At 62.8% G+C, this 23,100-nt stretch carries 26 protein-coding genes and 1 tRNA gene; 19 read left to right on the top strand and 8 right to left on the bottom strand.

From position 1 onward, the window contains the following. Positions 1 to 117 precede the first annotated feature (117 nt). Positions 118 to 357 (bottom strand): 50S ribosomal protein L28, encoded by a 240-nt coding sequence (rpmB, locus tag ABIB44_RS12240; protein ID WP_168674977.1) that lies wholly within the window; start codon positions 355 to 357, stop codon positions 118 to 120. 86 nt (positions 358 to 443) lie between these two features. Then, entirely contained in the window at positions 444 to 626 is a 183-nt protein-coding gene (locus ABIB44_RS12235) for a C1orf53 family protein (protein ID WP_354584953.1), read from the bottom strand. Positions 627 to 703: 77 nt separating this feature from the next. Here ABIB44_RS12235 and ABIB44_RS12230 point away from each other — a divergent pair, with 77 nt between their 5' ends. From ABIB44_RS12230 to hemB, 7 genes are all read left to right on the top strand, one after another. After that, positions 704 to 1,216 carry a hypothetical protein gene (locus ABIB44_RS12230; RefSeq protein ID WP_354584952.1) on the top strand — a complete coding sequence of 171 codons (513 nt, stop codon included), beginning with the start codon at positions 704 to 706 and terminating at the stop codon, positions 1,214 to 1,216. A 33-nt stretch (positions 1,217 to 1,249) separates the two neighbouring features. Continuing rightward, positions 1,250 to 2,023: a DUF6597 domain-containing transcriptional factor gene (locus tag ABIB44_RS12225; protein WP_354584951.1), complete on the top strand. Its 774-nt coding sequence runs from the start codon at positions 1,250 to 1,252 to the stop codon at positions 2,021 to 2,023. Between the two features lie 94 nt (positions 2,024 to 2,117). Continuing rightward, positions 2,118 to 2,666, top strand: a complete 549-nt coding sequence (locus ABIB44_RS12220) for a hypothetical protein (RefSeq protein WP_354584950.1) — start codon at positions 2,118 to 2,120, stop codon at positions 2,664 to 2,666. 59 nt (positions 2,667 to 2,725) lie between these two features. Further along, positions 2,726 to 3,979 (top strand): ornithine--oxo-acid transaminase, encoded by a 1,254-nt coding sequence (gene rocD / locus ABIB44_RS12215; protein ID WP_354584949.1) that lies wholly within the window; start codon positions 2,726 to 2,728, stop codon positions 3,977 to 3,979. Between the two features lie 53 nt (positions 3,980 to 4,032). Continuing rightward, positions 4,033 to 5,172 carry an NAD(P)/FAD-dependent oxidoreductase gene (locus ABIB44_RS12210; RefSeq protein WP_354584948.1) on the top strand — a complete coding sequence of 380 codons (1,140 nt, stop codon included), beginning with the start codon at positions 4,033 to 4,035 and terminating at the stop codon, positions 5,170 to 5,172. A gap of 56 nt (positions 5,173 to 5,228) precedes the next feature. After that, the gene (locus ABIB44_RS12205) at positions 5,229 to 5,780 is read left to right on the top strand and encodes a hypothetical protein (RefSeq protein ID WP_354584947.1); all 552 of its coding nucleotides are present in this window, start codon (positions 5,229 to 5,231) and stop codon (positions 5,778 to 5,780) included. A gap of 95 nt (positions 5,781 to 5,875) precedes the next feature. Beyond that, positions 5,876 to 6,862, top strand: coding sequence for a porphobilinogen synthase (hemB, locus tag ABIB44_RS12200; RefSeq protein WP_354584946.1), 987 nt, complete (start codon positions 5,876 to 5,878; stop codon positions 6,860 to 6,862). A gap of 22 nt (positions 6,863 to 6,884) precedes the next feature. Here the strand turns inward: hemB and ABIB44_RS12195 are convergent. Beyond that, positions 6,885 to 6,956 (bottom strand) — tRNA-Arg (locus ABIB44_RS12195). A 4-nt stretch (positions 6,957 to 6,960) separates the two neighbouring features. Between ABIB44_RS12195 and ABIB44_RS12190 the strand changes: the two genes are divergently transcribed. From ABIB44_RS12190 to ABIB44_RS12180, 3 genes are read left to right on the top strand one after another with little or no spacing between them, the layout of a single operon-like run. Beyond that, positions 6,961 to 7,497 carry a GNAT family N-acetyltransferase gene (locus ABIB44_RS12190; protein WP_354584945.1) on the top strand — a complete coding sequence of 179 codons (537 nt, stop codon included), beginning with the start codon at positions 6,961 to 6,963 and terminating at the stop codon, positions 7,495 to 7,497. A 10-nt stretch (positions 7,498 to 7,507) separates the two neighbouring features. After that, the gene (locus ABIB44_RS12185) at positions 7,508 to 7,756 is read left to right on the top strand and encodes a hypothetical protein (protein WP_354584944.1); all 249 of its coding nucleotides are present in this window, start codon (positions 7,508 to 7,510) and stop codon (positions 7,754 to 7,756) included. Positions 7,757 to 7,794: 38 nt separating this feature from the next. Continuing rightward, positions 7,795 to 8,517, top strand: a complete 723-nt coding sequence (locus ABIB44_RS12180) for a DUF92 domain-containing protein (protein ID WP_354584943.1) — start codon at positions 7,795 to 7,797, stop codon at positions 8,515 to 8,517. A 125-nt stretch (positions 8,518 to 8,642) separates the two neighbouring features. Here the strand turns inward: ABIB44_RS12180 and ABIB44_RS12175 are convergent, their stop codons facing one another. Then, a complete protein-coding gene (locus ABIB44_RS12175; protein WP_354584942.1) occupies positions 8,643 to 10,043 on the bottom strand; it encodes an APC family permease in 1,401 nt (466 codons plus the stop codon). Positions 10,044 to 10,237: 194 nt separating this feature from the next. Between ABIB44_RS12175 and ABIB44_RS12170 the strand changes: the two genes are divergently transcribed. The 6 genes from ABIB44_RS12170 (at position 10,238) to ABIB44_RS12145 (ending at position 14,606) form a co-directional block, all read left to right on the top strand. Continuing rightward, positions 10,238 to 10,594 carry a hypothetical protein gene (locus ABIB44_RS12170; protein WP_354584941.1) on the top strand — a complete coding sequence of 119 codons (357 nt, stop codon included), beginning with the start codon at positions 10,238 to 10,240 and terminating at the stop codon, positions 10,592 to 10,594. Between the two features lie 62 nt (positions 10,595 to 10,656). Further along, entirely contained in the window at positions 10,657 to 10,803 is a 147-nt protein-coding gene (locus ABIB44_RS12165) for a hypothetical protein (RefSeq protein WP_354584940.1), read from the top strand. A 60-nt stretch (positions 10,804 to 10,863) separates the two neighbouring features. Further along, a complete protein-coding gene (locus ABIB44_RS12160; RefSeq protein WP_354584939.1) occupies positions 10,864 to 11,811 on the top strand; it encodes a cation diffusion facilitator family transporter in 948 nt (315 codons plus the stop codon). A 45-nt stretch (positions 11,812 to 11,856) separates the two neighbouring features. Next, the gene (locus ABIB44_RS12155; protein ID WP_354584938.1) at positions 11,857 to 12,795 is read left to right on the top strand and encodes a cation diffusion facilitator family transporter; all 939 of its coding nucleotides are present in this window, start codon (positions 11,857 to 11,859) and stop codon (positions 12,793 to 12,795) included. Between the two features lie 120 nt (positions 12,796 to 12,915). Then, positions 12,916 to 14,121, top strand: coding sequence for an amine oxidase (locus ABIB44_RS12150; RefSeq protein ID WP_354584937.1), 1,206 nt, complete (start codon positions 12,916 to 12,918; stop codon positions 14,119 to 14,121). Further along, on the top strand, positions 14,118 to 14,606 hold the full coding sequence (locus tag ABIB44_RS12145; RefSeq protein ID WP_354584936.1) for a methylated-DNA--[protein]-cysteine S-methyltransferase: 489 nt from the start codon (positions 14,118 to 14,120) through the stop codon (positions 14,604 to 14,606). Before ABIB44_RS12150 ends, ABIB44_RS12145 begins: the two co-directional genes overlap by 4 nt. Before the next feature lie 61 nt (positions 14,607 to 14,667). Here the strand turns inward: ABIB44_RS12145 and ABIB44_RS12140 are convergent, their stop codons facing one another. Further along, positions 14,668 to 15,552: an alpha/beta hydrolase gene (locus tag ABIB44_RS12140; RefSeq protein ID WP_354584935.1), complete on the bottom strand. Its 885-nt coding sequence runs from the start codon at positions 15,550 to 15,552 to the stop codon at positions 14,668 to 14,670. Positions 15,553 to 15,747: 195 nt separating this feature from the next. Here ABIB44_RS12140 and ABIB44_RS12135 point away from each other — a divergent pair, with 195 nt between their 5' ends. Together ABIB44_RS12135 and ABIB44_RS12130 are read left to right on the top strand one after the other, a co-directional pair. Further along, the gene (locus ABIB44_RS12135) at positions 15,748 to 16,521 is read left to right on the top strand and encodes a tetratricopeptide repeat protein (protein ID WP_354584934.1); all 774 of its coding nucleotides are present in this window, start codon (positions 15,748 to 15,750) and stop codon (positions 16,519 to 16,521) included. A gap of 79 nt (positions 16,522 to 16,600) precedes the next feature. Further along, positions 16,601 to 17,338, top strand: a complete 738-nt coding sequence (locus ABIB44_RS12130; RefSeq protein ID WP_354584933.1) for a hypothetical protein — start codon at positions 16,601 to 16,603, stop codon at positions 17,336 to 17,338. A gap of 336 nt (positions 17,339 to 17,674) precedes the next feature. On the opposite strand, the gene ABIB44_RS12125 is transcribed toward ABIB44_RS12130, so the two are convergent. After that, positions 17,675 to 20,098 (bottom strand): M4 family metallopeptidase, encoded by a 2,424-nt coding sequence (locus tag ABIB44_RS12125; RefSeq protein ID WP_354584932.1) that lies wholly within the window; start codon positions 20,096 to 20,098, stop codon positions 17,675 to 17,677. A gap of 441 nt (positions 20,099 to 20,539) precedes the next feature. After that, complete coding sequence (locus tag ABIB44_RS12120) at positions 20,540 to 21,859, bottom strand: amidohydrolase (protein WP_354584931.1); 1,320 nt, start codon at positions 21,857 to 21,859, stop codon at positions 20,540 to 20,542. 156 nt (positions 21,860 to 22,015) lie between these two features. Between ABIB44_RS12120 and ABIB44_RS12115 the strand changes: the two genes are divergently transcribed. Further along, positions 22,016 to 22,714, top strand: a complete 699-nt coding sequence (locus tag ABIB44_RS12115; RefSeq protein WP_354584930.1) for a hypothetical protein — start codon at positions 22,016 to 22,018, stop codon at positions 22,712 to 22,714. Positions 22,715 to 22,788: 74 nt separating this feature from the next. On the opposite strand, the gene ABIB44_RS12110 is transcribed toward ABIB44_RS12115, so the two are convergent. Further along, positions 22,789 to 23,013: a PID-CTERM protein-sorting domain-containing protein gene (locus tag ABIB44_RS12110; protein ID WP_354584929.1), complete on the bottom strand. Its 225-nt coding sequence runs from the start codon at positions 23,011 to 23,013 to the stop codon at positions 22,789 to 22,791. Positions 23,014 to 23,100 lie beyond the last annotated feature (87 nt).

The following is a 23,100-nucleotide window of genomic DNA, read 5'->3' as shown; positions in this document are numbered from 1 at the left end:
TTGCCTGATGGACAACCGCAGCGGCGCTGGCTTTTAGCAAACGGTATTTAGGGCTAAGCAGTTAGATTAAACTGGGTTTATCTAATGACTCACTACCCGATGCTTGCTACTGAAAATCTAGTATACGATGAAGCCCTGCTCCTTAGCCTTCTTCAGGACCGCCATAATGCCGTTCTTGTTGATGGTGCGGATGGTGGATGTCGCTACTTTCAGCGTCACCCAGGCATCCTGCTCGGGGATGTAGAAGCGCTTTTTCTGCAAGTTCGGATAGAACTTGCGCTTGGTCTTGTTGTTAGCGCGCGAAACGTTGTTACCAACGCGGGTACGCTTGCCGGTCAAATCACAAACACGGGCCATGATATCGGAGGGTTAAATTTTAATACAAAGCAGGGAAACGGGCCGCAAATATCGGCAAAAGTCTGGCATTCACCAAACACCCCGCCCTATTTCCCGTCAGAAGCGCCCTCAGCGCCTGATTTGGGCCGAAATTTCCAGGGACAGTGGCGGCAGCTGCTCTGGCAGCAGCTGCCCCGGCGGCGATGGTACTGCTCGGTGAAGACGAGGTAACCTTCGGGCGTGTAGTAAAAATCGCCGGGCTGAAGCGGCTGCGGAACAGTAGGTGGCATGGGGAATCAAAGGTACGCCGGCGGGTGTTGAACCAGCTTTGAGCCGTATCTTGCTCCTGAAACCTCCTATTTATTCTATGAAAACGCCTAGCTATTTCGCGCTGCCGCTGCTGGCTTTATTGGCCGTCGGGCATGTGAAACCGGTGGCGGCGCAGACCGCCGCGCCGGTAGTCCTCACGGCGGCCACGGCCCCGGCGGGCGTGCGGCCGGCCCTGGCCCGCGAAGCAACGGCCCTGGCCGACCCCGTGCGCGAGGCCCTGCGCACGCTGCCTCAGGCCAAGAAGAAGTTTCTGGCTGGCCTGCCCGATGGCGACCAGTTCCTGCTGTCGGTGCGCGTGGCGGCTTCCGATACCAGCTTCCGGCAGGCCTCGGCGCGGGTGCTGGGCTGGCGCGGCAACACGGTGCAGGCCCTGCTGCTGCCCGAAGCCGCCGATTCGGCCTCGCCCCTGGAGCCCACGCCGGTGAGCTTCCCCGAAACCGCCGTGCTGGACTGGACCCTGCTGCGAGCCAGCGGCCGTGAGGAAGGCAACTACGTGGGCCGCTACACCGACACGGCCCGCCAGTTGGAGGGAGGCATGCGCCTACGATAGCGAAGCGGGTGGCGAGGCCCGTTACTTTGCGCCATGCACTATCAGGAATTTGCGCCATCCCCAGCACTCGCGGCCATCATTCTGCGCTACTGGCAGTTTGAAGTAGCGGCCACATTGGCTGGACCCGTACCGCACACGGCCTTGCCCGATGGCTGCGTCTCGCTGATTGTATTTCGGACCAGCCCGCTGGCCCCGCCTACGGCTTTGTGGGCCGGCCCACGCACCATTCATTTCCGGCAAATAATGGCTCCTAGCAGCGCGTTTTCGGGTATCCGGTTTGTGCCGGGTGCCGCCCGGGCGCTATTTGGGCTGGAGATGGACGGGCTGAAAAATGCGGCGCGGCCGGCCCAGCCCGACATGGAGCGCTACCCCCTGCTCGCCGCCCTCGTGGGGCAGTTGGCTAAGCGCCCGCTCCAGCCCGCCGCCCTCGACGAGCTACTGGAGGCCGCCGGGCCGGGAGCACCCGACGAGTTGGTGCAGCCGCTAGTAGAGCAGATTCTGGCCAGCCACGGCCGGGTAGCTATCGGCGAGCTGACGCGCCAGGCCGGCCGGAGCGAGCGGCAGGTGCAAAAGCGCTTCAAACAGGCGGTGGGCCTCACCATGAAAGAGCTGGCGCGTAGCCGCCGCCTGCGCGCTACGGTGGTGGCGCTGCTGCTGGCCGATGGCGACTACTTCGGTACCCTGGAAGCGGCCGGCTACTTCGACCAAGCCCACTTCAACCACGAGTTTGGGGGCAGCGCGGGCACTTCGATGCGCGAATTCCGCGACTACATCCGGCGTATTCGCCACACGGACGTGAAGGCCTGAGCCGACTGAGGCAAAACGACGGTTTTTTACAAGCGGCGCGGTGGCCTCGCGGCTAATTTTGCGGTCAGACTTCACCCTTTATTCTGCACGCAGTATGCACACGCTTCGCTTTTGTTTTTTGCTGATTATTGGATTGCTGGCCCGCCTTGCTGTGGCCCAGCCTGCCGCCCCGGCCCCGCCAAAGGTGCAGCCGTTTTTGTTTTTGGAGGGTGACTGGCAGGGCGCGGGCTGGATTCAGCTCGGACCCGGGCAGCGCAGCGAATTCAACCAAACCGAAACCGTACGGCGTAAGCTTGGCGGCAATCTGCTCACCATCGAAGGCTTGGGAATGGACAAAGCCAACCCACAGCGCACCATCCACAACGCCTTCGCCACGGTGGCTTTCGATGCGGCCAGCAACACGTTCCGCATGCGGGCCTACCGGGCCGATGGGGCCTATACCGACGCGTTGGCCACGCCCGCGGCCGACGGCAAAAGCTTCGTGTGGGGCTTCGATTACCCCGGCGCGGGCAAGGTCCGTTTCACCATCGGGCTCGATGCGCAGGGCCGGTGGCACGAAGTGGGCGAGTTCTCGCGCGACGGCACGCAGTGGATGCAGAATTTCGAGATGACGCTGCATCGCGTGGCCCCGGCCCGTCCCTGACCGGCAATTGGGCGGGGGCTTTTGCGTAATTTCGGGCCTCATCAATTCCCGCTCGCCTCATGCACGCCACCGCCTCCCCCACCGCCACCTCCGCCCGCGCCGCCGAGCTCATGGAGCTCGAAGACCAGTATGGCGCTCACAACTACCACCCGCTGCCCGTGGTGTTGAACCGCGGCGAAGGCGTGCACCTGTGGGACGTGGATGGCAAGCAGTATTTCGACTTCCTCTCGGCCTACTCGGCCGTGAACCAGGGGCATTGCCACCCGCGCATTATCGACGCGCTGACGAAGCAGGCCCAGCAGCTCACGCTCACGTCGCGGGCTTTTTTTAATGACCAGTTGGGGGCGGCCGAAAAGCAGGTCTGTGAGCTGTTTGGCTACGATAAGGCTTTGCTGATGAATTCCGGGGCTGAAGCCGTGGAAACCGCTCTGAAGCTGGCCCGCAAGTGGGGCTACCAGGAAAAAGGCATTGCCCCGAATATGGCCCAGATTGTGGTGGCCGAGCACAACTTCCACGGGCGCACCACGGGCATCATCTCCTTCAGCACCGACGGCGACAGCACGGGCGGTTTCGGGCCCTACATGCCCGGCTACCGGGTGGTGCCCTACAACGACATCGAAGCGCTGGAAGAAGCCCTGCGCGACCCACACGTGTGCGGCTTCATGGTCGAGCCCATTCAGGGTGAGGCCGGCGTAATGGTGCCCGCCGTGGGCTACCTGGCCCAGGCCGCCGCCGTCTGCAAGGCGCACAACGTGCTGTTCATCACCGATGAGATTCAGACCGGGCTGGGCCGCACCGGCAAGCTACTGTGCTGCGACCACGAGGCCACCCGCGGCGACATTCTCATTCTGGGCAAGGCCCTGAGCGGGGGGGTGTTGCCGGTGTCGGCGGTGCTGGCCGATGATGAAATCATGCTCACCATTCAGCCCGGCCAGCACGGCTCCACGTTTGGCGGCAACCCGCTGGCCTGCGCCGTGATGCGGGCCGCCCTGGATGTACTCATCGACGAAAAGCTAGCCGAGAATGCCGCCCGCCTGGGCGAAATTTTCCGGGACCGCATGCGCCAAGTGCAGGCCCAGCGCCCCGAAGTAGTGGCCCTGGTGCGCGGCAAAGGCCTGCTGAACGCGGTGGTGATTGTACCCGCCGCCGACGGACGCACCGCCTGGGACGTGTGCGTAACCCTGATGGAGCGCGGCCTGCTGGCCAAACCCACGCACGGCGACATCATCCGCTTCGCCCCGCCGCTGGTGATTACCGAGGAGCAGCTGCACGCGGCCTGCGATATTATTGCGGAAGTGATTCTGGCTTTTTAGGCCTAGTCTGTTATCCTTCGCTACGCTCAGGATGACAGACTACTTTTAGCTCTATGGCCACCCCTAACCTCTCCTACTGGGAGCATCAGTCCTTCTTCGGCCCGGCCGACGTGGCCATCGTGGGTGCGGGGCTGGTGGGCCTGACGGCGGCGCTGTACCTGAAACAGCTGCGGCCCGATTGGCGCGTGGTGGTGCTGGAGCGCGGCCCGCTGCCCAGCGGAGCCAGCACCAAAAACGCTGGCTTTGCCTGCTTCGGGTCGATTTCGGAATTGATTGAGCAGGAGAAGCATGGCGACCTGCAAGCCATGGTGGCAGCCCGCTGGGCCGGACTGGCCCGCTTGCGCGAGCTGGTGAGCGATGCCGCGCTCGACTACCAGCCGGTGGGCGGCTACGAGCTGTTCCGGCACGCCGAAGCCGGGTTGGCAGCCGAGTGCAGCAATAAAATCGACTATTTCAACGAGCTGCTGGCCCCGGTGGTGGGCCAGGCCCGCACCTTTCGCGAAGCCAGCGCCGAGGCGGGCCACTTCGGCTTCGGGGGCGTGGGCACGCTGCTGAAAAACGAGCACGAAGGCAGCCTCGACGCCGGCCGCATGATGCGCGCCCTGCTGGCCCGCACCTGGGCCGCCGATGTACCCGTGCTCACCAACTGCGCTGTAGCGGCCATCGAAACAGCAGCTAGCGGCCACCGGCTGCAGCTCGCCAACGGGGCAGCCGTGGGGGCCGGGCAGGTGCTACTGGCCACCAACGCCTTCGCCACCGAGCTACTGCCCGAGCTAGCCGTCGCGCCCGGCCGCGGCCAGGTACTGGTGACCGAGCCACTGCCCGAAGTTAGCCTGCGCGGCACGTTTCACTACGACCACGGCTATGCGTATTTCCGGCAGCTGCCCGACCACCGAATTTTACTGGGCGGAGGCCGCAACCTCGACTTCAAGGCCGAAGCAACTACTGCGCCCGGCCTCACTGCGCCGGTGCAGCAATACCTGGAAGACCTGCTGCACGAGGTAATTGTGCCCGGCCGGCAGCCGCGCATTGATTACCGCTGGAGTGGGGTGATGGGTTTTGGGCCGGCGCTGGCTCCCATCATCGACTGGGTACGGCCGGGGGTGCTGGCCGCCGTGCGCTGCAACGGCATGGGTGTGGCGCTGGGCGCGGGCACCGGCTGGCAGGCGGCGGCAAAGCTGGCCGCCGGGTAGCGAAAAACCGTGAATCTTCGTACAGCCCAACGCTGACTTTACTTTCGGTTTCTCTTATGCCTGTTGCTACGCCCTTTCGTCGTTTTTCTTTCCGCTCGTTGGTCCTGCTGGTAGCCCTTGGCTCTCTGGCCGGCGGCTGCCAGAGCAGCCGGCCGAGCTTTTCGTTTCAGCCGGCGGTGTTGCGGGCGACTACGGCAATGCCTGCTCCACGCGTGGCCAGGGCACCCGTACCGGTAGCGGCTCCGGTTGCCGCAGCGGAGGCAGCTCCGCGCGCGGCGACGGCGGCATTGCCATCCACCATTGAAGCAGGGCCATTGCGGGCCACTGCGCCGCATCCGGCCGCTAGGCCGGCCGAAACTGTAGCCAGCGTAGCGCCCGCATCGGCCTCCTCAGTCAGGCGTACCCACCGCCCGCTACTGCACCGGGCGCATGCCTCGGCCGAAGCAGGACTAGGCACCACGGTGTTTGGCATTCTGGGCATCGTCACCCTACCCATCGCGCTGCTGGGCCTGCTGCTGAGCGGCGGCGGGCTGGTGTGGGGCATTGTGGCGGCCGCGGCGGCGCTGGCCATTCTGGTCGCTTACCTCGACCCATTTGGGCGGCGGTAGGGTTTCGGGCCGAACTTTGCGGCTTCGTTTCGCTTCTTAGCCTGCAATTTCTCATTCAAATCCATTGTCGGCGCGTCTGCCGCCGCTCGTAGCTTATGCTTCCCACTCACCGCCCCCGCCGCAACCGCAAGTCCGCCGTTATTCGTGATATGGTGCAGGAAACCCGCCTCACCGCCCACGACTTCATCTACCCGCTGTTCATCACCGAAGGCCAGAACCAGACCGAGGAAATTAAGTCGATGCCCGGCATCATGCGTTTTACGGCCGACCGCGTGATTGACGAAATCGGGCAGTGCGTGGAGCTGGGCGTGAAAGCCTTCGCCCCCTTCCCCAACATCAACGAAGTGCTGAAGGACCCGATGGCCCGCGAAAGCACCAACCTGGAAGGCCTGTATCTGAAAGCGGTGGCCGACATCAAGCGGCAGTTTCCGGAGGTCGTTATCATGACTGACGTGGCCATGGACCCCTACAGCTCCGACGGCCACGACGGCGTGGTGGACCCCGATTCGGGCGAAATTCTCAACGACGCCAGCCTCGAAGTATTGGGCCAGATGGCCCTCGCCCAGGCCCGCGCCGGAGCCGACATCATTGGGCCCAGCGATATGATGGACGGCCGCGTGGCTTGGATTCGGCGGGTGCTCGATGAGAACGGCTTCGCCCACGTCAGCATCATGAGCTACACGGCCAAGTACGCGTCGGCGTTTTACGGCCCGTTCCGCGAGGCGCTGGCTTCGGCCCCGAAAAAGGGCGATAAGAAAAGCTACCAGATGAACCCCGCCAACCGCCTCGAGGCCCTGCGCGAGCTGGCCCTCGACGAAGCCGAAGGGGCCGACATGGTGATGATTAAGCCTGCACTGAGCTACCTCGACATCATTCGGGAAGTAAAAAACCACACCCACCTGCCCGTGACGGCCTACAACGTGAGCGGCGAGTACGCCATGATAAAAGCCGCCGCCCAGAACGGCTGGGTCGATGGCGAGCGCACCATGATGGAGGTGCTCACCAGCATTAAGCGCGCCGGGGCCGATGCCATCCTGACCTATTTCGCTAAGGAAGCGGCGGCCGTGCTACGGCGCGGCTAACCCGCGCGGCTGGCAAAAAAAGTGGTTTCGGCAGGGCTCGAACCCGCATTGGCTGGTTCGAAGCCAGCAGTCCTATCCATTGAACGACAAAACCAGTAATGGCCCCAAAGATATTGCCGGCTGCGGCTTCGCCCCTAATTCGCCGCGCCACCTTGGCCGACTTACCGGCGCTACTGGCCCTGATGCGGCGCGTGGTGCCGCTGATGCAGGCCAGCGGCAACTTCCAATGGTCGGCTGACTACCCAAACGAGGCTGTTTTTAGGGCTGACATTGCGCAAAACCACCTTTGGGTGGCCGAGCTGGCGGGCGCGGTGGCCGGCGTGGCCGCCCTCACCCAGGACCAGGATACCGAATACGCCCAGGCCGACTGGGACGTGACCCAGCCCGCCCTCGTCACGCACCGCCTGGCCGTGGACCCGGCCGCGCAGGGCCAGGGCGTCGCGCTGGCCCTGATGGCGCAAGCTGAAAAGCAGGCGGTGGCAGCAGGCTTGCGGTTTCTACGAGTTGACACGAACTCCGAAAACGCCGCGACGCAGCGGCTTTTCCCGAAGCTGGGCTACCGGTTTGCGGGCGAAATCACATTGGCCTTCCGGCCGGGGCTGCGGTTCTTCTGCTACGAAAAGCGGCTGGTGTAACTTTTCCGGTATGGGCTGTCTGCTACGATTGATTACGGTGATGCTGCTGACGCTGGGCGCACTTTTGTGGTTCGTTTTTTTGGGGCAACTATATGAGAAACTGGTTCATCCGGAGCAAAAGAATCTGAATAATGGAGAGTTCTTTTGGCTTGGCCTCGGGCTATTTTTTTTCACCGCCATTACCTGCCTGGGTTTTCGTGCCAAACGAGTCTCTCGTCGCGCAAAAGATGCTGAACAGCCCGGTGACCACCAATATTAGGTTGAGTCAGTTCGCCCACTGCCGTTTGCTTCTTCCTCATGAGTAACTGGCCCTCATTCATCCCGGTGCTGCTGCTGCTCGGCCTCGGCATGTTCTACAGCGTGCGCCGGGGCAAGCTGACGGCGACGGCTGCCGCCACGGGCGGGGCACTGGGCCTGCTCATTTACCTCGGCAGCGGCTTTACGGGTCTGGCGCTGCTGGCCCTGTTCTTTGCATTGGGCACGGCGGCATCCGGTTGGCGCGTGGCCGACAAGCGCCGCCTCGGGCTGGCCGAGGAAAACAAGGGTCGCCGCACCGCCGGGCAGGTGGTGGCCAATGCCGGCGTGGCCGGCGCACTGGGCCTGCTGGCCTGGCAGTTTCCGACTGCCGCCCCGCTGGCCAGCCTGATGCTGGCCGGCAGCTTCGCCGCCGCCACGGCCGATACGCTCTCGTCGGAATTGGGCAACTTGTATGGCCGCCGCTACTACCACATCCTCACGCTACGCCCCGCTACCCGTGGCCTGAACGGCGTGGTGAGCCTGGAAGGCACGGCGCTGGGGCTGGCCGGTTCGGCCGTGCTGGCGGCGGCCTATTGCCAAGGGTTCGGCTGGGGACCGGCGTTTGGTGGGCTGCTGGTAGCGGGCACGGCCGGCAATTTGATTGATTCAGTGCTGGGTGCTACGCTGGAGCGGCGCGGTATCCTGAGCAACAATGCCGTCAACTTCCTAAATACCCTGACCGGCGCGCTGGTGGCGGGTGGGCTGGGGTGGTGGCTGGGGTAGGCAATGCGGCCGGTGTCGGGTGCCGAACCAGTTCTGGACATTGTATGTGCCTTGAAGCAAGAAAACGCACACACTCGACATCATCGCGCCGGACGATGAGGAAATGGTGGCGGCTATATCACCACTTACCGCGCGAATGGCCAGCGCCCTAGCCGGCGGCTCCAGAGCAGGAACGCGCCCGTGCCCAGCGCCATCATGCCCAGCGCGGCCACCTGAAAGTACAGCTTGAAGTGCACTCCGCCCCACTCTACCTCGGCTGGAGCGATGCCCACAAACACGAACAGCCACACGATGATGGCCAGAATTACCGGCAGCGGGTAGAGCGGCATTTTGAACGGCAGCGCGCTGGTGCCGCGCCGCTTTCGCAGCAGCATCAGCCCCACGGCCTGGCCCACAAACTGCACCAGAATGCGCATGGCCAGAATGGCCGAAATAACCTCGCCCAGCCGAAACAGCAGGCTAAACACGAAGCCCACGCCGCCCAGCAGCAGCAGCGACACGTACGGAAACTGCTTGGTGGGGTGCAGTTTGCCGAAGATGGGCAGAAACTCGCCGTCGGCCGCCGCCGCGTAGGGAATGCGCGAGTAGCCCAGCAGCACCGCGAACAGCGACGCGAACGCCACCAGCAGCACCATGGCCGTGGCCACGTTGGCCGCCGTGGGCCCGTACAGCCGCTCCATAAACACGCTGATGATGAACTGCGACTTGTCGCCGGCGCTGGCCTGCCAGCCCTGCACCTCCTGCCAGCCGATGACCGTGCCCACGCTCCAGTTCAGCAGCAGGTAAAGGGCCGCGATGCCCAGAATACTGAGAAAAATGCTGCGCGGAATGACTTTTTCCGGCCCCTTGATTTCGGCCCCCAGGTGGCACACGTTGTAGTAGCCGAGGTAGGAATAGATGGTTTTGACGGCCGCCTGCCCCATGGCCGCCGAAATGAGCAGCCCCGGCAAGGCCGAAAATCCGCCAACCGGAAAAATATCGACGTGGTGGTTGGGGTGCGTGACGCCACCGAAAATCAGCCAGCCCATCAGGCTCAGCACGCCCACCCACAGGGCCACGCCTAACTTGCCGATGTCCTCGATGCGGCGGTAGAGCAGCACAACGAGCAGTAGCACCACCGCGCCGGCCACGGCTTTGGGCTGCCACCATTCGGTCATCGGCACGAGGTAGCCGAAGTATTGGGCGAAGCCGATGGCCCCGGAAGCCAACACCAACGGCGACTGAATCAGCGTTTGCCACACGTAGAGGAACGACATGTAGCGGCCCCACTTCTGCTCGCCATAGGCCAGCTTGAGGAAACGGTAGCTGCCGCCGGCTTCGGGATAGGCCGCGCCCAGCTCGCTCCAAATCAGGCCGTCGACGGAGGCCAGGGCCGCGCCCACCAGCCAGGCCAGCAGGAAATTAGGCCCCATAAAGCCCATCACGAGCGGCAGGGTGACAAAGGGGCCAATGCCCACCATATCAATCATATTAAGAGCAGTAGCTTGAACCAGGCCGAGGCGGCGCTGCAAAGTAGGTGCGGACATGAGGGCGAAAGTAGCGCGGACTTTAGCTTCGCGGACCTGCGGTTATAATCCGCGCCCGGTCCGGCCTTTGTTTGGGCGAGCAGTGGGCGCATCAGCCCATGCTCTTTTAGCACCTAGTTTGTGTCCAGTTTATGAAACAGCCCATTGAGCCATTTTTACTGATGGCCGGCATTTTCCGGCTTACTTCACATCCCATGCGCCCCCTCCTGCTCACCCTGCTCCTCGCCGCGCTGCCGCTCCTTTTCGGCTTCTGGATGAACGCAACGGCCCCGCATCCGCCCACCAGCGCCTACGCCGCTGCCCGCTGCACCCGCTACTGCTACGCCCATGCCTGCCCCCACGCCACGGCGGCCAACAGCCCGGCCTACTTCCGGCTCCGGCCGCTGTACGGGCTCACCATTGCGGCGCTGTTGGCGGGCGGCAGGGCGTGGTACGGCCTGTTCAACGTGGCTTTTTACCTGGTATTTATTCCCGGGCTGCTGCTATGGCTCACGTACGGGGCGCTGCGCAACGCCCGGACGCTGCGGCAGCTAAAGCAGCGGCGGGCATGAGTGCGCCGCAGCAAGTGCTGGGTCGGTTTGTGGAACTTGCGTTTTGGTACTGCGTCGATTTCATGATACACCTGGCCAACCTAACCCACAGCAGCTACCCCGAAGCCAATACCTGGGTGCTACTGCTGCTGCTGCCGGGGCTGCTGGCGGGCATCATTGGGGTGCGGGTGGTGCAGGGCATTGCGTTGCGCCGGGCCCGGCGGCGGTAAGGCACACCAACCCCGGCCGCGTTCAGCGCGTAAGCTTCAGCCAAACTTCATCAAAAGTTCATGGCTGGCAGTTCTTCTAAAATCGTAGTTTACGGGGCTATTGGGGCGAACGTGGCCATTGCCATCTCCAAATTCGTGGCGGCCTACTTCACCGGGAGCGCGGCCATGCTGTCGGAAGGCATTCACTCGCTCGTGGATAGCGGCAACGGCGGGCTGATTCTTTTCGGGCTCAACCGTAGCGCGCAACCGGCCGATGCCCGGCACCCATTTGGCCACAGCAAGGACCTGTATTTCTGGACGGTGATTGTGGCGGTGATGATTTTTGCCGTGGGTGGGGGCATGTCGCTCTACAAAGGCTACCAGTACCTGCAGGCTCCCGCCCCCCTCACCGACCCCACCTGGAACTACTGGGTGCTCGGCCTGGCGATGGTGTTTGAGGGCACGGCCTGCGCGCTGGCCTACCGCGAGTTCCGCAAAACCCAGGGCGAAGCGGGTTTCTGGCAAGCCCTGCGCGACAGCCGCGACCCGGCCGTGTTTGCCATTCTGCTCGAAGACCTGGCCGCGCTCGTGGGCTTGGTAATTGCGCTGGCGGGCGTGTTTTGCGGCCATTATTTCAACAATCTATACTTCGATGGCGCGGCCTCCATGGCCATTGGGGCGCTGCTGGTGGGCATGGCGGTATTTATGCTGCGCGAAGCCCGGGGGCTGCTGGTGGGCGAAGGAGCCAGCCCCGAGGTGTTGCGCGGCCTCGAAGCCCTGGCCCGCCAGGATGCGGCCGTGGTGAAGCTGCGCGCGCCGCTCACCATGTACCTCGGCCCCACCGATGCCATTCTCGCCCTCGACATCGCATTCAACGACCACCTCACGGCCGTGGAGATAGAGCAGGCCGTGGAGCGCCTGCAAACGGCCATAAAAGGCAAATACCCCGAGTTCCAGCGTATTTTCATCGAAGCCTCGTCCCTCAATGGCCAGCAACGCCAGAAGGCCTCCCCGCTGGCTTCCGCCTAAGTCTTTTACCAACGACAACTCCGTTTCATCCGTACTTGCGCACCTATGGCCGACGCTAACGCATCCAAAGTTTCTCTTTACGGTGGCATTGCCGCCAACATTGCCATTGCCATCAGCAAGTTCGTGGCGGCCTATTTCACCGGCTCATCGGCCATGCTTTCGGAGGCTATTCACTCACTGGTCGACACCAGCAACAGCGGCTTGCTGCTCTATGGCACCCACCAAAGCCAGCGCCCCCCCGATGCCGAGCACCCCTTTGGGCACAGCAAGGAGCTGTATTTCTGGGGCCTGATTGTGGCGGTGCTGATTTTTGCCGTGGGCGGCGGCATGTCGTTCTACGAAGGCATCAAGCACATTCAGAACCCCGAGCCGCTCGAATCGGCGGGTTGGAACTACGTGGTGCTGGGCGTTTCGCTCCTCTTCGAGGGCATTGCCATGTACCTCTCCGTGAAGGCGTTGCTGGCTCAGTCCGACACCAATACCGGTTTCGTGAAGATGCTGCGCACGAGCAAGGACCCGGCGGTTTTCGCGTCGGTAATGGAAAACCTGGCCGCCCTCATCGGCCTGCTGCTGGCCCTGGCCGGCGTGTTTTTCGGCCACCAGTTCAACAATCCGTACCTCGACGGGGCCGCCTCCATTGCCATTGGCCTGCTGCTGATGCTGGTGGCCGTGTTTTTGGTGGGCCGCACCAAAGGCCTGCTGGTGGGCACCGGCGTGGATACCGCCACGCTGGCCAACCTCGAGCGCATTGCCCGCGACCAGCCGCAGGTACGCGAAATTCGCTCGCCGCTCACCATGTACCTGGGGCCGAACGACGTAATCATGGCCCTTGATGTGGATTTTGCCGACAACCTCACCTCCACGGAAGTGGCTACCGCCATCGGGCACCTGCAGGATGCCATCCGGAAAGAGCACCCCGAGGTGCAGCGCATTTTCATCGAGGCCAAGAACCTGGCAAAAGCGGCCCCGGCAGACCAGCAGTAGCTCGTTATGACGGTCGAGCAACCCCAACCCCAACCTCCCTTTTGGGGTAAAACCCCGGTGCGCCCACCACAGCTACCGGGCTGACGCGGGTGGCCGCCGGTTTCACGCAGCCCCTTTGCTATGAAAGTTTTTCCCCCTGTTGCTTCCCCGTTTCGCTCGTTTTGGTGGGGCGGCTACGAGTGCACCGACCAGCTCAACGCCTTCGGCCACCGCGTCGATTTTCTGCCCCTCACCGGCCATTTGCAGTTGATTGATGAGGATTATGCCGCTCAACAGCCCTTTCGCATCGGCACCGTGCGCGAGGGTATTCGCTGGGCGATGATTGAGAAAACGCCTTATCAGTACGATTTCAGCACGGTAAAAATGATGCTGGACGCGGGCCAGCGCCACGGCATGCAGCAAGTGTGGGACCTGTGCCATTTCGGCTACCCCGACGACCTGACGCCGCTGCACCCGCTGTTTGCCCGGCGCTTCGCCGCGCTCTGCCGCGCCTTTGTGGATTTTTACCGCTCGCAGCGGCCCGACGATGTGCTCATCGTTACACCCATCAACGAGGTCAGCTTTATTTCGTGGCTCGGCGGCGATGCCCGGGGTACGTCCCCCTACTGCCACGGCCAGGGCTGGGACGTAAAATACGGCCTGATGCGCGCCTACATCGAAGGTGCCCACGCCCTGCGCGAGGCCGACCCCAGCATCCGTTTCCTGAGCACCGAGCCGCTGGTGCACATCGTGCCGCCGCTGCGGGCTACGCCGCACGAGCGCCGCCGGGCCGCCGAGGCGCACCGCAATCAGTTTCAGGCTACCGACATTCTCAGCGGCCGCCTGTGCCCCGAGCTGGGTGGCCACGAAAGCCTGCTCGACATCGTGGGCTTCAACTACTACTACGACAACCAGTGGCAGAACGGCACCCCCAACAAGCTGGGCTGGAACGACAACGTGCCCGACCCGCGCTGGGTGCCCCTAAGCCAGCTGCTGCGCGCCGCCTACCAGCGCTACCACCGTCCCTTCGCCCTCACCGAAACCAGCCATCCCGGCGTCGACCGGCCCACTTGGCTGCGCATGGTTGCCGAAGAATGCGCCGCCGTGCTCCGCGAGGGCCTGCCGCTGCAAGGCGTCTGCCTTTACCCCCTCATCGACCGGCCCGACTGGGACCACCTCGACCAGTGGCACCAGTCCGGCCTCTGGGATGCCGACCTTGGCCAGCCTGGCCCCGGCCGCGTGCTGCACCAACCCAGCGCGGAGGCCCTGCTTCGGGCCCAGGCCTTGGTGAGCGCCGCCGCTCCACCCCTGCCCCGGCAGGCCCCGCACCGTACTTTAGGAGGATGAACACCACGGCCATTCTCGCCACGCCCCTCGGCCCGCTCGCGCTCACTGGCTCAGAAGCGGGTTTGAGCGCCGTCACGTTTCTCGATGAGGAGACAGAAGCAACAAGGCCAGCGGCCGTCCCCGCCTGCCTGCGCCCGGCCCGCGAACAGCTAGTGGCCTACTTCGGCCGCGAATTGCGCGATTTCACTCTTGCCTACGCGCCCGCTTCCGGCACCGATTTCCAACGCCAGGTGTGGCAGGCCCTCACGGGCATCGGCTACGGCCGCACCGCCTCCTACCGCGACGTAGCCAAGCTGCTGAACAACCCCAAATCCGTGCGGGCCGTGGGCGCGGCCAACGGCCAGAACCCGCTGGCCATCGTGTGGCCCTGCCACCGCGTTATCGGGGCCGACGGCAGCCTCACGGGCTACGCAGGCGGCATGCACCGCAAGAAATGGCTGCTCGAATTTGAGCGCCCCACCCGCCAGGGCGGGTTGTTTGGGTAGAAAATAAGCAAAAAAAACGGTCATGCTTCACTGCGTTCAGCATGACGGTCTGACTTGGCTTTTACGCCCCAACCAGTTTCAGCAGCCCTTTGTAGATGATGTTGTGCTGCCAGTACAGCTGTAGCACCATCGGAATGTGGTGCCGGCCCGGAATAATGGTGTACTCCGGAGCTTGCCCGGTGGCTTTCAGCCTATCCCGAAAGCGCCCCGAGCTACCGCTGATGCTCGGGTAGGTTTCGCCACCAATGTAGAAAATGAACGGCGGCAGGTTGGGCTTAATCTTATAGATGGGCGACATTTCCTTCCACACGGCCGGGTCGTTGCCGAAAGGCACTTTGTATTTGTCATCGCCTTCGTACTTCGATTCTTTGAGGTAGTTGTACATGTCGAGCCCGGCCGGGTCGTCCATAATAGCCCCGCGCACGGGGTTCTGAGGCAGGCCGTTGCGGGCCAGCAGCTCATCATCGGTAGCCAGTAGTGCCGCCAGGCCGCCGCCGGCCGAGTGGCCCATCACAAACACGCGGGCCGGGTCGCCGCCGTACTGCTTGATGTTGGCCACCGTCCAGGCCAGGGCGCGGGCGCAGTCCGCGGCTTGCTCGGGCACGTGCACGGGCGGGGCGAGACGGTAGTTTATCACCACGGCCACCACGCCCTGCTTGGCCAGCCGCCGGCCAATAAAGCTGTAGATGTTCTTGTTGCCGCTCGTCCAGCTCCCGCCATGAATGAACAGCACCACCGGGTAGCCCGCCGCGCCCGGGGCCGCTTTCTTGGGCGAATACACGTCCAGAATGTGCCGTTCCTTGTCAAAATCGGGAGCAGAGGCGGCCACGTAGGGCACGTCTTTGGTGCGGTGGCTGGGGCGGGCCGCCACGTATTCGGTGGCGAGCACCAACACTACTACGGCCAACAGCAAAGCCAGCGGGGTAATCAACAGGAAACGACGCATTACGAAAATAAACGGAGTAAGCTGCCGCCGGAAGCCGGCACAGTGGCCCCACCTACGCCCGGCGGCGGGCTACAGTTTGCTCCGGCTCCGGTGCTGGCCTACCCCCCTGCTTGGCAGCGCTGGCTTTATCTTTGTCAGAACCGGCTCTGGCTGCTATTTTGCCCGGCCGCATCCATCTTTCTTTATTTCAAATCCGTGTTGATTTCCGCTTCGCTAAAAACTGTTTCGCGGGCCCTGGTGGCCCTGTTGGTGTTGGGCCTGCTTGGGGCCGCACCTGCCTGGGCCCAGCGCAAGAGCCGCACCAGCACCGCCAACCCCGATGGCAGCCTGGGTGCCGCCGCCAGCACTCTGTCGCCCCGCGCGGCCCGGTTACAGCCCCTGTTCGGCGGCCTCACGCCGGCCCGGGCCACCCAGGTCATCGGCGAAGCCCAGCTCAAGGCCATTGCCGCCAGCTTCGCCTCGCCGGCCGAAGCCAGCGTCTTTTTTGCGAAGAAAGGTTTTGAGTACCTGAGCGAGAATAAGCCCGATACTGCTACTTACCGCTTCAACCTGGCTTGGCTGCTCGACCCCCAAAACGCCGATGCTTACCGTGGCCTCGGCATTGTGGCCAGCGCCCAGCCCACCCCCGATGCCGCCATTGGCCTGCTCACTTCCGGCCTGAGCCTGGCCCCCACCAATGGCCTGCTGCTGAGCGACCTCGGCACCAGCTACCTCATCCGCTACGGCCAGACCAAGAAGAAAAAGGACCTTGCCACGGGCCTCGACCTGTTGCAGCGCGCCACCACCCTCGGCCCCACCAACGCCAACGCCTGGCAGGAGCTGGCCCGGGGCCTGTACTATCAGGAAAAATATGCCGAAGCCTGGGCCGCTGTGCACAAGGGCCAGGCCATCAGCCCCAGCAGCCTCGATTTTAGCTTTGTTTCCGACCTGCTGGCCAAGCTGCCCGACCCGCAGGGCACGTTCAAGTAAGCCTAGCCCCGTAGCAGTTTCGGCCCCGCCCGCGTTAGCACCGTATAAACCGGCTTAGTCACTATTCCCCCCTCCGCGTATGCGCTTTCGAGCATTTGTTTTGGGCCTGATGGCCGCCAGCGCCCTGGCCGCCAGCCCGGCCGCCGCCCAGCACCGGCAGCAGGTGCGCCGCTACAATTCCCAGGGCCGCGCCTATTACCAGGGCCCGCTGCACGTTACCCTGGCCGGCGGCACCGGCCTCTACAACGGCGACCTGGGCAACAGCCCCGGCGACAATTTCTATGGCCTTGCCGGCAGCCTGGGCGTGCTCTATCGCCTCACGCCGCACCTGCACCTGGGCAGCGAGTTCAGCTACGTACCGCTGAGCGCACGCGACCACCTGACCGAGCGCGGCCTGGCTTTCAGCAGCCACAACGGCCTGGGCACCGTATTTCTGCGCTATGACCTACTGAACGATGAGTCCGTTTTCGCGGCTTTAAGCGGCGAGCCGCCCATTTTTCAGGTTTACGTGCAGGGCGGCGCGGGGCTATTGCTCTACGACCCGCGGTCGTATATGGGTACCAGCCGGGCCAACAGCAGCACCTCCTTTTTTGCCCCCGAGCGCAACGACTACCCGGCCCTGGCCGGGGCCTTTCCCATTGGGGGCGGCTTTAGTGTGCACCTGTTCGACCGCTGGCGCGCCGGCCTTGAAGGCAACTACTACTTCACCACCACCGACCAGCTCGACGACATCAGCAACAAGCGGTTGGGCGGGGCCTCGGCCAATACCGACGGCTTCGGCACCCTCATGCTAAAGCTGGATTATTCACTGGAATAAGCCCGGCTCAAGCCATCATCAATTGATAACCAACAAAGAGGCCCGTCAGCATTGCTGACGGGCCTCTTTGCTATACCGGAACGAGAACTGGCTGTTCTTTCACGAAGCGCTGACGGGAATGGCTGGCCACCATCAATCGGGTTGGTGAGGTACCTGCCTTTAGCGAGGCTGCTCATCGAGCGAAGGGCAGCCTGGTGCTCGTCAATCTCCTGGCCAATGAGCGAGGCGACTTCACTTCATCCGCTCGCACCAACCGTTTGTGCACAGGTTTAGGGTGAATAAGAAAGGGCTCCCGGCAATGCCGGGAGCCCTTTCTTATTTCAAGCTCAGAAAGACCTACTCTTTCACGAAGCGCTGGTGGTATACCTTCTGGCCGTCGCTCACGGTCAGGGTGTACATGCCTTTGGCGAGGCCGCCAATGCGCAGCGTACCATCAGCAAAGTTGACACCGGCTACCCGGGCACCGCGCAGGTCGTTCACCATTACGCTGGTGATGGCGGCGTTGTCGCTCAGCGACAGGTTCAGCACATCGGTAGCGGGGTTTGGGAACATCGTCAGGGTGCGCAGCTCGCTGCGGGTCGGGGCATCGCCGGTCAGGGTCGGGGCCACGATGGTACCACCGCTCACGGTTACCGAATAGTCTTCGGTTTCGCCGTAGCTGTAGGTGCCGCAGTAGTTGGTGGCCGAATTGTCGCTCATCACGATGCGCAAGCGGGTTTTGCCGTTTTTGGCGGTGGTAGGCACCGTGAAGCTGGCGCTGCGGGCGGTAGTTACCACGGCCGTGTTGGTCGTCGATACAAGGGTTTCGCCGGCATCGATGAAGTCACCATCCTGGTTCCAGTCGGCATAGATGCGGAAGTACTCCGCGTAAGCCGTACCAACAAAGCCAGTCTGGTAGGTGATGGTCTGCGACGAGCCAGCGGCTACGCCGGTGGTAGTGGCCGAGCCGTTGTAGTAGCCGGCATCGGCACCCGAAGTCCGGTTGATGCTACCCAACTGCACCAGTTTGATGTACTCGTAGGCTTGGCTGGTGCCTTTGCTTACGCAGTAGCTCGTGGTGGGGGGAGGCGTAGTGCCACCAGCGGCAGCACCCACACCCACCGCAAACCAAGCGTTGGTTACGGCCGTTACCTGAGCCGAGCCAGCCCCGTACAGGTCCGTAGCGGCCTGAATGGAGTAGGTACGAGCCTGCGCGTAGGTCGAGGAAGCGACCATGTACACGCTTTCCATGCGGTAAGTGATTTTAGCAGCAGCGTCGAGGCCCAAGCCGGTTACGCTGTAAGCGCCGCCACCTTCGTTAGTGCCGCTTTCGCCAGCAGCCAGCACGTAGTACCAATGGTTGAGTACACCCGAGTTGGTGTGCACACCGCCGTTGTCGGCCGTGCCGGTGTACCAGTTCACGCCTTTGTAGTAAGCGGGCTGGCCGAGGGTTTTCGGCGCGCTCATCGAGCGCAGGGCCGCCTGCTGCTTGTCAATCTCCTCACCAATGAGCCAAGTAGACTTCGCTTTCACGCCGCCTGAGGTAAAGCCGAGGTTGGCCACGGCGTACGCCTCAATCGAAGCACCCCAGATGTCGGACAAGCCTTCGTTCATGGCACCCGACTCACCCGAGTAGGTCAGGTTAGCAGTGCGCTCACACACGGCATGGCCGATTTCGTGGCCGCATACGTCGAGGGCCGTGAGGGGGCGGAAACGTGCGGCACCGTCGCCGTAAGTCATCACCGAGCCATTCCAATAGGCATTTTCGTAGCCCACGCCATCGCCAGGGGTATCGTCGAAGTGTACGTAGCTCTTGATTTTAGCGCCGGCGTTGTCGTACGAGTTGCGGCCGTGCACGTTCTTCCAGTAGTCGTAGGTGGCTTGGGCACCCACGTGGGCATCGCCGGCTACGTTGTCGAAGTTGGCGTTGTTGTACTCAGTCCAGCTGTTGTCCGCATCCACGAAGTCGGTGGCAGTGGTGTAGCTGTTGCCTTTTTTGCAGTTGTAGGTTTCGATACCCAAGCCGCGGGTGGTGCCTTCGCGCAGAAAGTAGCCGCCCGTGGTGGTGCCATCGGCAAAGGAGCGGGTGCCGCTGTAGGCGGTAGCGAACGTACCGGTAGCCGCCGCGTGCTTGATGATATTGTCCTGCAACACCACGGCACCGGAGTGGGCATCTACGTAAATGTAGGCGCGGCTCACGGGAGCGGCGGCGTACACGTTGAATTTCCAGGCCAGTACCCGCGGGCCATTCTCGCCGGTACGGTGGTCGCCCACAATCACCAACTCGCCGCTGGGCTTGAAGGCTTCTGCATTGGCCTCGCTGGTCTGCCACATGTAGGTGCGGGCAGCTACGTGCGCCAGCGCGCTATTCAGGGCTGATTTTTCGCTTACTGAAGGCGTGATATCCAGGTTGATGATGCGTTCAAAGTCGCCGTTGATAGCTTCTACCGCGCCGCCTTTGCTGTGTACGATATAGGCGGCATGCTCCACGCGGATGCCCTGGTAAAACTGGGCGAAGCGCTGGTGTACGAAGCCGAGCTGGTCGGTATCGGCGCTGCGCTGCACCATCTGGTCGGCGTTGGTCAGGGCCAGCTGCTGACGCAGCACTTGGTCGCTGCTCACACCGCGCAGGGCGGCTTTGCCCTCGGCCGTAAACTGCACCAGTTCGGGCTGGCCATCGTTACCCACTACTTTATTAGCAATTTTTGCCGCATCCTGGGCCTGCGCCGAAGCGAAGGAAGCGAACAGCAACAAGGCCGCAGCCGAGTATTTATTGGTCATAAAAAGAGATTTTGGTATTGGTGAAAATGATTATTTGGCAATCCTTACGGCATTTTATTGCGGATTGTTAAGCAATATCTTCTATTTTTTTGAATACTTCGCACTTTCGCATTAAAAAATGATTAAATATTTAATAATTAAAACAAATAAGCCGAATAATTATACGCGTGGGCTTTTTGCTAGTCTCTGCCAGGCTGAACTGGTTTCTCCGGGTTAGAAAGCGTAGCCGACTTCCACGGCCAGCTCCGATGCGTTGGGCCCCGGCCAAGCCAGTAGAAAGCAACTCTAATAAGAAAGGCCGTCGGCAATGCCAACGGCCTTTCTTATTGGATTCTAAGAAACGTATTTCATGAAAACGCTTTGCAAATCAATGTTTTGCATCGTTTGCTTCCTCACAGGCTGTTAGTACAGAATGATTCCGGTCCAACAACGGCCCCAGTACTAGCGAGCGGGCGCGGTGAGATAGTCGGCGGCCAGCGTGGCCAGTGTCTTCACGCCCAAGGTCAGCCCGCTTTCATCGATGCGAAAACCGGCGGTGTGGTGGTCGGCGGCGGTGGCGGGGTCCTGGCCCTTGCGCATGCCGCCCACAAATAAAAACACGCCCGGCACCTTTTCCTGGTAAAAAGAAAAGTCCTCGGCCCCGGTCACGGCCTTGATTTCGCGCACGTGCTCGGCCCCGGCCACGGTGCGCAGCGTGGGCAGCATGCGTGCCGTGAGGGCCGGGTCGTTGGTTGTGACGGGTACGTAGGGCTCGATGGTCACGTCGGCGGTAGCCCCGGCGCTCTCGGCAATGTTGGTGGCAATGCGGCGAATGGAAGCCCAGATATGCTGCTGGGTTTCGGGATTGAGGGCCCGAATGGTGCCCGTCAGCTCCACGTCGGGCGGGATGACGTTGTAGCGCACGCCCCCGTGAATGGTGCCCACCGTGACCACGGCCGCGTCATCAGTCAGCTTCATTTCGCGGCTCACGATGGTTTGCAGGCCCATAATAATTTGGGCGGAGGTCACCACCGGGTCCACGCTGTTCCAGGGGTAAGCGCCGTGCGAGCCCTTGCCGTGCACCGTAATGGCGAAGCGGTCGGAGCTGGCCATTTCGCCGCCCGAACGGTACGAGAGGTTGCCCACCTCGGTCTGGGCCTGAATGTGGATGCCGAACACGGCATCGACTTTGGGGTTGGTGAGCACCCCTTCCTTCACCATAAGCTTGGCCCCGCCCTCGGTGCCCGGCAGCGAGCCTTCCTCGGCGGGTTGAAAGATGAACTTGACGGTGCCCGGCAGGTCGGCTTTTACCTGGCTCAGTACCTCGGCCGTACCCATCAGCATGGCCACGTGGGTATCGTGGCCGCAGGCGTGCATCACACCCACGGACTGGCCCAGGTAAGTGGTTTTTACTTTGGAGGCGAAGGGCAGGTCGTTGCTTTCGGTAAGGGGCAGGCCGTCCATATCGGCGCGCAGGGCCACCACGGGCCCGGGCTTGCCGCCGCGCAAAATGCCCACTACGCCGGTGCGGGCCACGCCGGTCTGCACTTCGATGCCCAATTTTTTTAGATGCGCGGCGATGATGCCGGCGGTGCGGGTTTCCTGGTTGCTCAGCTCGGGATGCTCATGAATGTCGCGCCGCCAGGCAATGACTTTGGTTTCTTCCTGCGCGGCCAATTGGGCAATGCGGGCATCGAGAGCGGCATTCTGGGCGTGGGCGGCGGGAGCAACGGCCAGGGCCAGCCCGAAGCCGGCCGGCAAAACGCGAAGTAAAAAGCGCATGGGGCAAATGGAGAATATTGGAGGATAAAGACGGCGCTTTCGGGCCGCTGGGCAATGTTACGTCAGCATTGCCCGTCAGCGCGCTACTGTTCAGGCAATGGCGTATTTTTGCGGGCTATTTTGTTATCGGCATAGTATTCGATTTCCCAATTTATTGTGGCTTCTGTCTTAATTCCGCCCGCAGCTCCTGCCTCCGCTCAGTCCCCCGCCCTAGCCCCCCGCCCACGCACCTGGCCGGCGGCCTGGGCCCAACGCGGCTTCCGGCTGCGGCTGGGGCTGGTGGTGGTTTTATTGCTGGGGCTGCTGCCGGTGGTGCCGGGCTTCTACCGTTTTGTGCAGGCGCGGCCGGGCCAGCCGCTAGCCGACCCGCTGCTGGCGCTGCTGCCGGTGCAGGACCACTCCACGCTCATCTTCACGCTCATTTACGGGGCCATCGCGGCCACACTGGTATACCTGCTGCCCCGCCCGCAGCGGCTGTTGCAGGCACTATGGGCCTATTATTTACTTCAGTTGATGCGCATGGCCACGCTGTGGCTGCTGCCGCTGGAGCCGCCCGCCGCGCTGGTGATGCTGCACGACCCGGTGATGGACCGCATCTTCGAAGTAACCACCCAGCCCATCGTGCGCGACCTGTTCTTTTCGGGCCACACCGCCACCATGATGCTGCTGACCCTCGTGGGCCGGGGCCGCGGCTGGCGCGGGGCCTTGGGCCTGGCTACCGTAGCGGTGGGCCTGCTGGTACTGATGCAACGCGTGCACTACTCCTACGACGTGCTGGCCGCGCCTTTTTTCGCCTGGGCCGCTTACTGGCTGGCCGGGCAGATATGCCCGCCCAATACGGCCGCAGGGAAATAACCAGCAAAAGAGCCCCGCCGGGTGGGGCGGGGCTCTTGATAAACGCTAGCTTTTAGATGGTTGAAGCTACCGACTCAGGACTGCTTTTTAGCGGCCCGGTAGGCCCGCAGGCGCTTGAGGCCGTAGGCACCGCCAGCAGCCAGCAGCAGGGAGGCCCCGCCATCGATGGGAATTTGAGTGGGTGCGCCGGTGGGCGTGGGGCCGCCGGAGCCGGGGCCCTGGGCCAAGGCGGCAGCGGCCGTAAACAGCACCGCGGCCACCGTGGCGAAGAGGGAGCGTATTAAAAATGTTTTTTTCATCAGACAGGCGGTTTGAGGATAATCAATGACAAAGACCTTCCGGCAATGTCCCAGGCCAGCCGCGCCGACCTGGGACATGGTGCCGGC

The organism is Hymenobacter sp. UYCo722, assembly GCF_040547115.1.
Taxonomy (GTDB): Bacteria; Bacteroidota; Bacteroidia; order Cytophagales; family Hymenobacteraceae; genus Hymenobacter.
Note: the sequence above shows the minus strand (reverse complement) of the source record. Positions and strands in the feature narration are given on the sequence as shown.

What these genes read in the sequence shown, in the direction of transcription:
- ABIB44_RS12150 (WP_354584937.1), top strand. Translation starts at nt 12,916, where the DNA reads ATGAAAGTTTTTCCCCCTGTTGCTTCCCCGTTTCGCTCGTTTTGGTGG.
- hemB (WP_354584946.1), top strand. Translation starts at nt 5,876, where the DNA reads ATGCTTCCCACTCACCGCCCCCGCCGCAACCGCAAGTCCGCCGTTATT.
- rpmB (WP_168674977.1), bottom strand. Translation starts at nt 357, where the DNA reads ATGGCCCGTGTTTGTGATTTGACCGGCAAGCGTACCCGCGTTGGTAAC.
- ABIB44_RS12180 (WP_354584943.1), top strand. Translation starts at nt 7,795, where the DNA reads ATGAGTAACTGGCCCTCATTCATCCCGGTGCTGCTGCTGCTCGGCCTC.
- ABIB44_RS12190 (WP_354584945.1), top strand. Translation starts at nt 6,961, where the DNA reads ATGGCCCCAAAGATATTGCCGGCTGCGGCTTCGCCCCTAATTCGCCGC.
- ABIB44_RS12205 (WP_354584947.1), top strand. Translation starts at nt 5,229, where the DNA reads ATGCCTGTTGCTACGCCCTTTCGTCGTTTTTCTTTCCGCTCGTTGGTC.
- ABIB44_RS12165 (WP_354584940.1), top strand. Translation starts at nt 10,657, where the DNA reads ATGATACACCTGGCCAACCTAACCCACAGCAGCTACCCCGAAGCCAAT.
- ABIB44_RS12130 (WP_354584933.1), top strand. Translation starts at nt 16,601, where the DNA reads ATGCGCTTTCGAGCATTTGTTTTGGGCCTGATGGCCGCCAGCGCCCTG.
- ABIB44_RS12185 (WP_354584944.1), top strand. Translation starts at nt 7,508, where the DNA reads ATGGGCTGTCTGCTACGATTGATTACGGTGATGCTGCTGACGCTGGGC.
- ABIB44_RS12125 (WP_354584932.1), bottom strand. Translation starts at nt 20,098, where the DNA reads ATGACCAATAAATACTCGGCTGCGGCCTTGTTGCTGTTCGCTTCCTTC.
- ABIB44_RS12120 (WP_354584931.1), bottom strand. Translation starts at nt 21,859, where the DNA reads ATGCGCTTTTTACTTCGCGTTTTGCCGGCCGGCTTCGGGCTGGCCCTG.
- ABIB44_RS12220 (WP_354584950.1), top strand. Translation starts at nt 2,118, where the DNA reads ATGCACACGCTTCGCTTTTGTTTTTTGCTGATTATTGGATTGCTGGCC.
- ABIB44_RS12235 (WP_354584953.1), bottom strand. Translation starts at nt 626, where the DNA reads ATGCCACCTACTGTTCCGCAGCCGCTTCAGCCCGGCGATTTTTACTAC.
- rocD (WP_354584949.1), top strand. Translation starts at nt 2,726, where the DNA reads ATGCACGCCACCGCCTCCCCCACCGCCACCTCCGCCCGCGCCGCCGAG.
- ABIB44_RS12225 (WP_354584951.1), top strand. Translation starts at nt 1,250, where the DNA reads ATGCACTATCAGGAATTTGCGCCATCCCCAGCACTCGCGGCCATCATT.
- ABIB44_RS12210 (WP_354584948.1), top strand. Translation starts at nt 4,033, where the DNA reads ATGGCCACCCCTAACCTCTCCTACTGGGAGCATCAGTCCTTCTTCGGC.
- ABIB44_RS12160 (WP_354584939.1), top strand. Translation starts at nt 10,864, where the DNA reads ATGGCTGGCAGTTCTTCTAAAATCGTAGTTTACGGGGCTATTGGGGCG.
- ABIB44_RS12170 (WP_354584941.1), top strand. Translation starts at nt 10,238, where the DNA reads ATGCGCCCCCTCCTGCTCACCCTGCTCCTCGCCGCGCTGCCGCTCCTT.
- ABIB44_RS12175 (WP_354584942.1), bottom strand. Translation starts at nt 10,043, where the DNA reads ATGTCCGCACCTACTTTGCAGCGCCGCCTCGGCCTGGTTCAAGCTACT.
- ABIB44_RS12145 (WP_354584936.1), top strand. Translation starts at nt 14,118, where the DNA reads ATGAACACCACGGCCATTCTCGCCACGCCCCTCGGCCCGCTCGCGCTC.
- ABIB44_RS12140 (WP_354584935.1), bottom strand. Translation starts at nt 15,552, where the DNA reads ATGCGTCGTTTCCTGTTGATTACCCCGCTGGCTTTGCTGTTGGCCGTA.
- ABIB44_RS12110 (WP_354584929.1), bottom strand. Translation starts at nt 23,013, where the DNA reads ATGAAAAAAACATTTTTAATACGCTCCCTCTTCGCCACGGTGGCCGCG.
- ABIB44_RS12155 (WP_354584938.1), top strand. Translation starts at nt 11,857, where the DNA reads ATGGCCGACGCTAACGCATCCAAAGTTTCTCTTTACGGTGGCATTGCC.
- ABIB44_RS12230 (WP_354584952.1), top strand. Translation starts at nt 704, where the DNA reads ATGAAAACGCCTAGCTATTTCGCGCTGCCGCTGCTGGCTTTATTGGCC.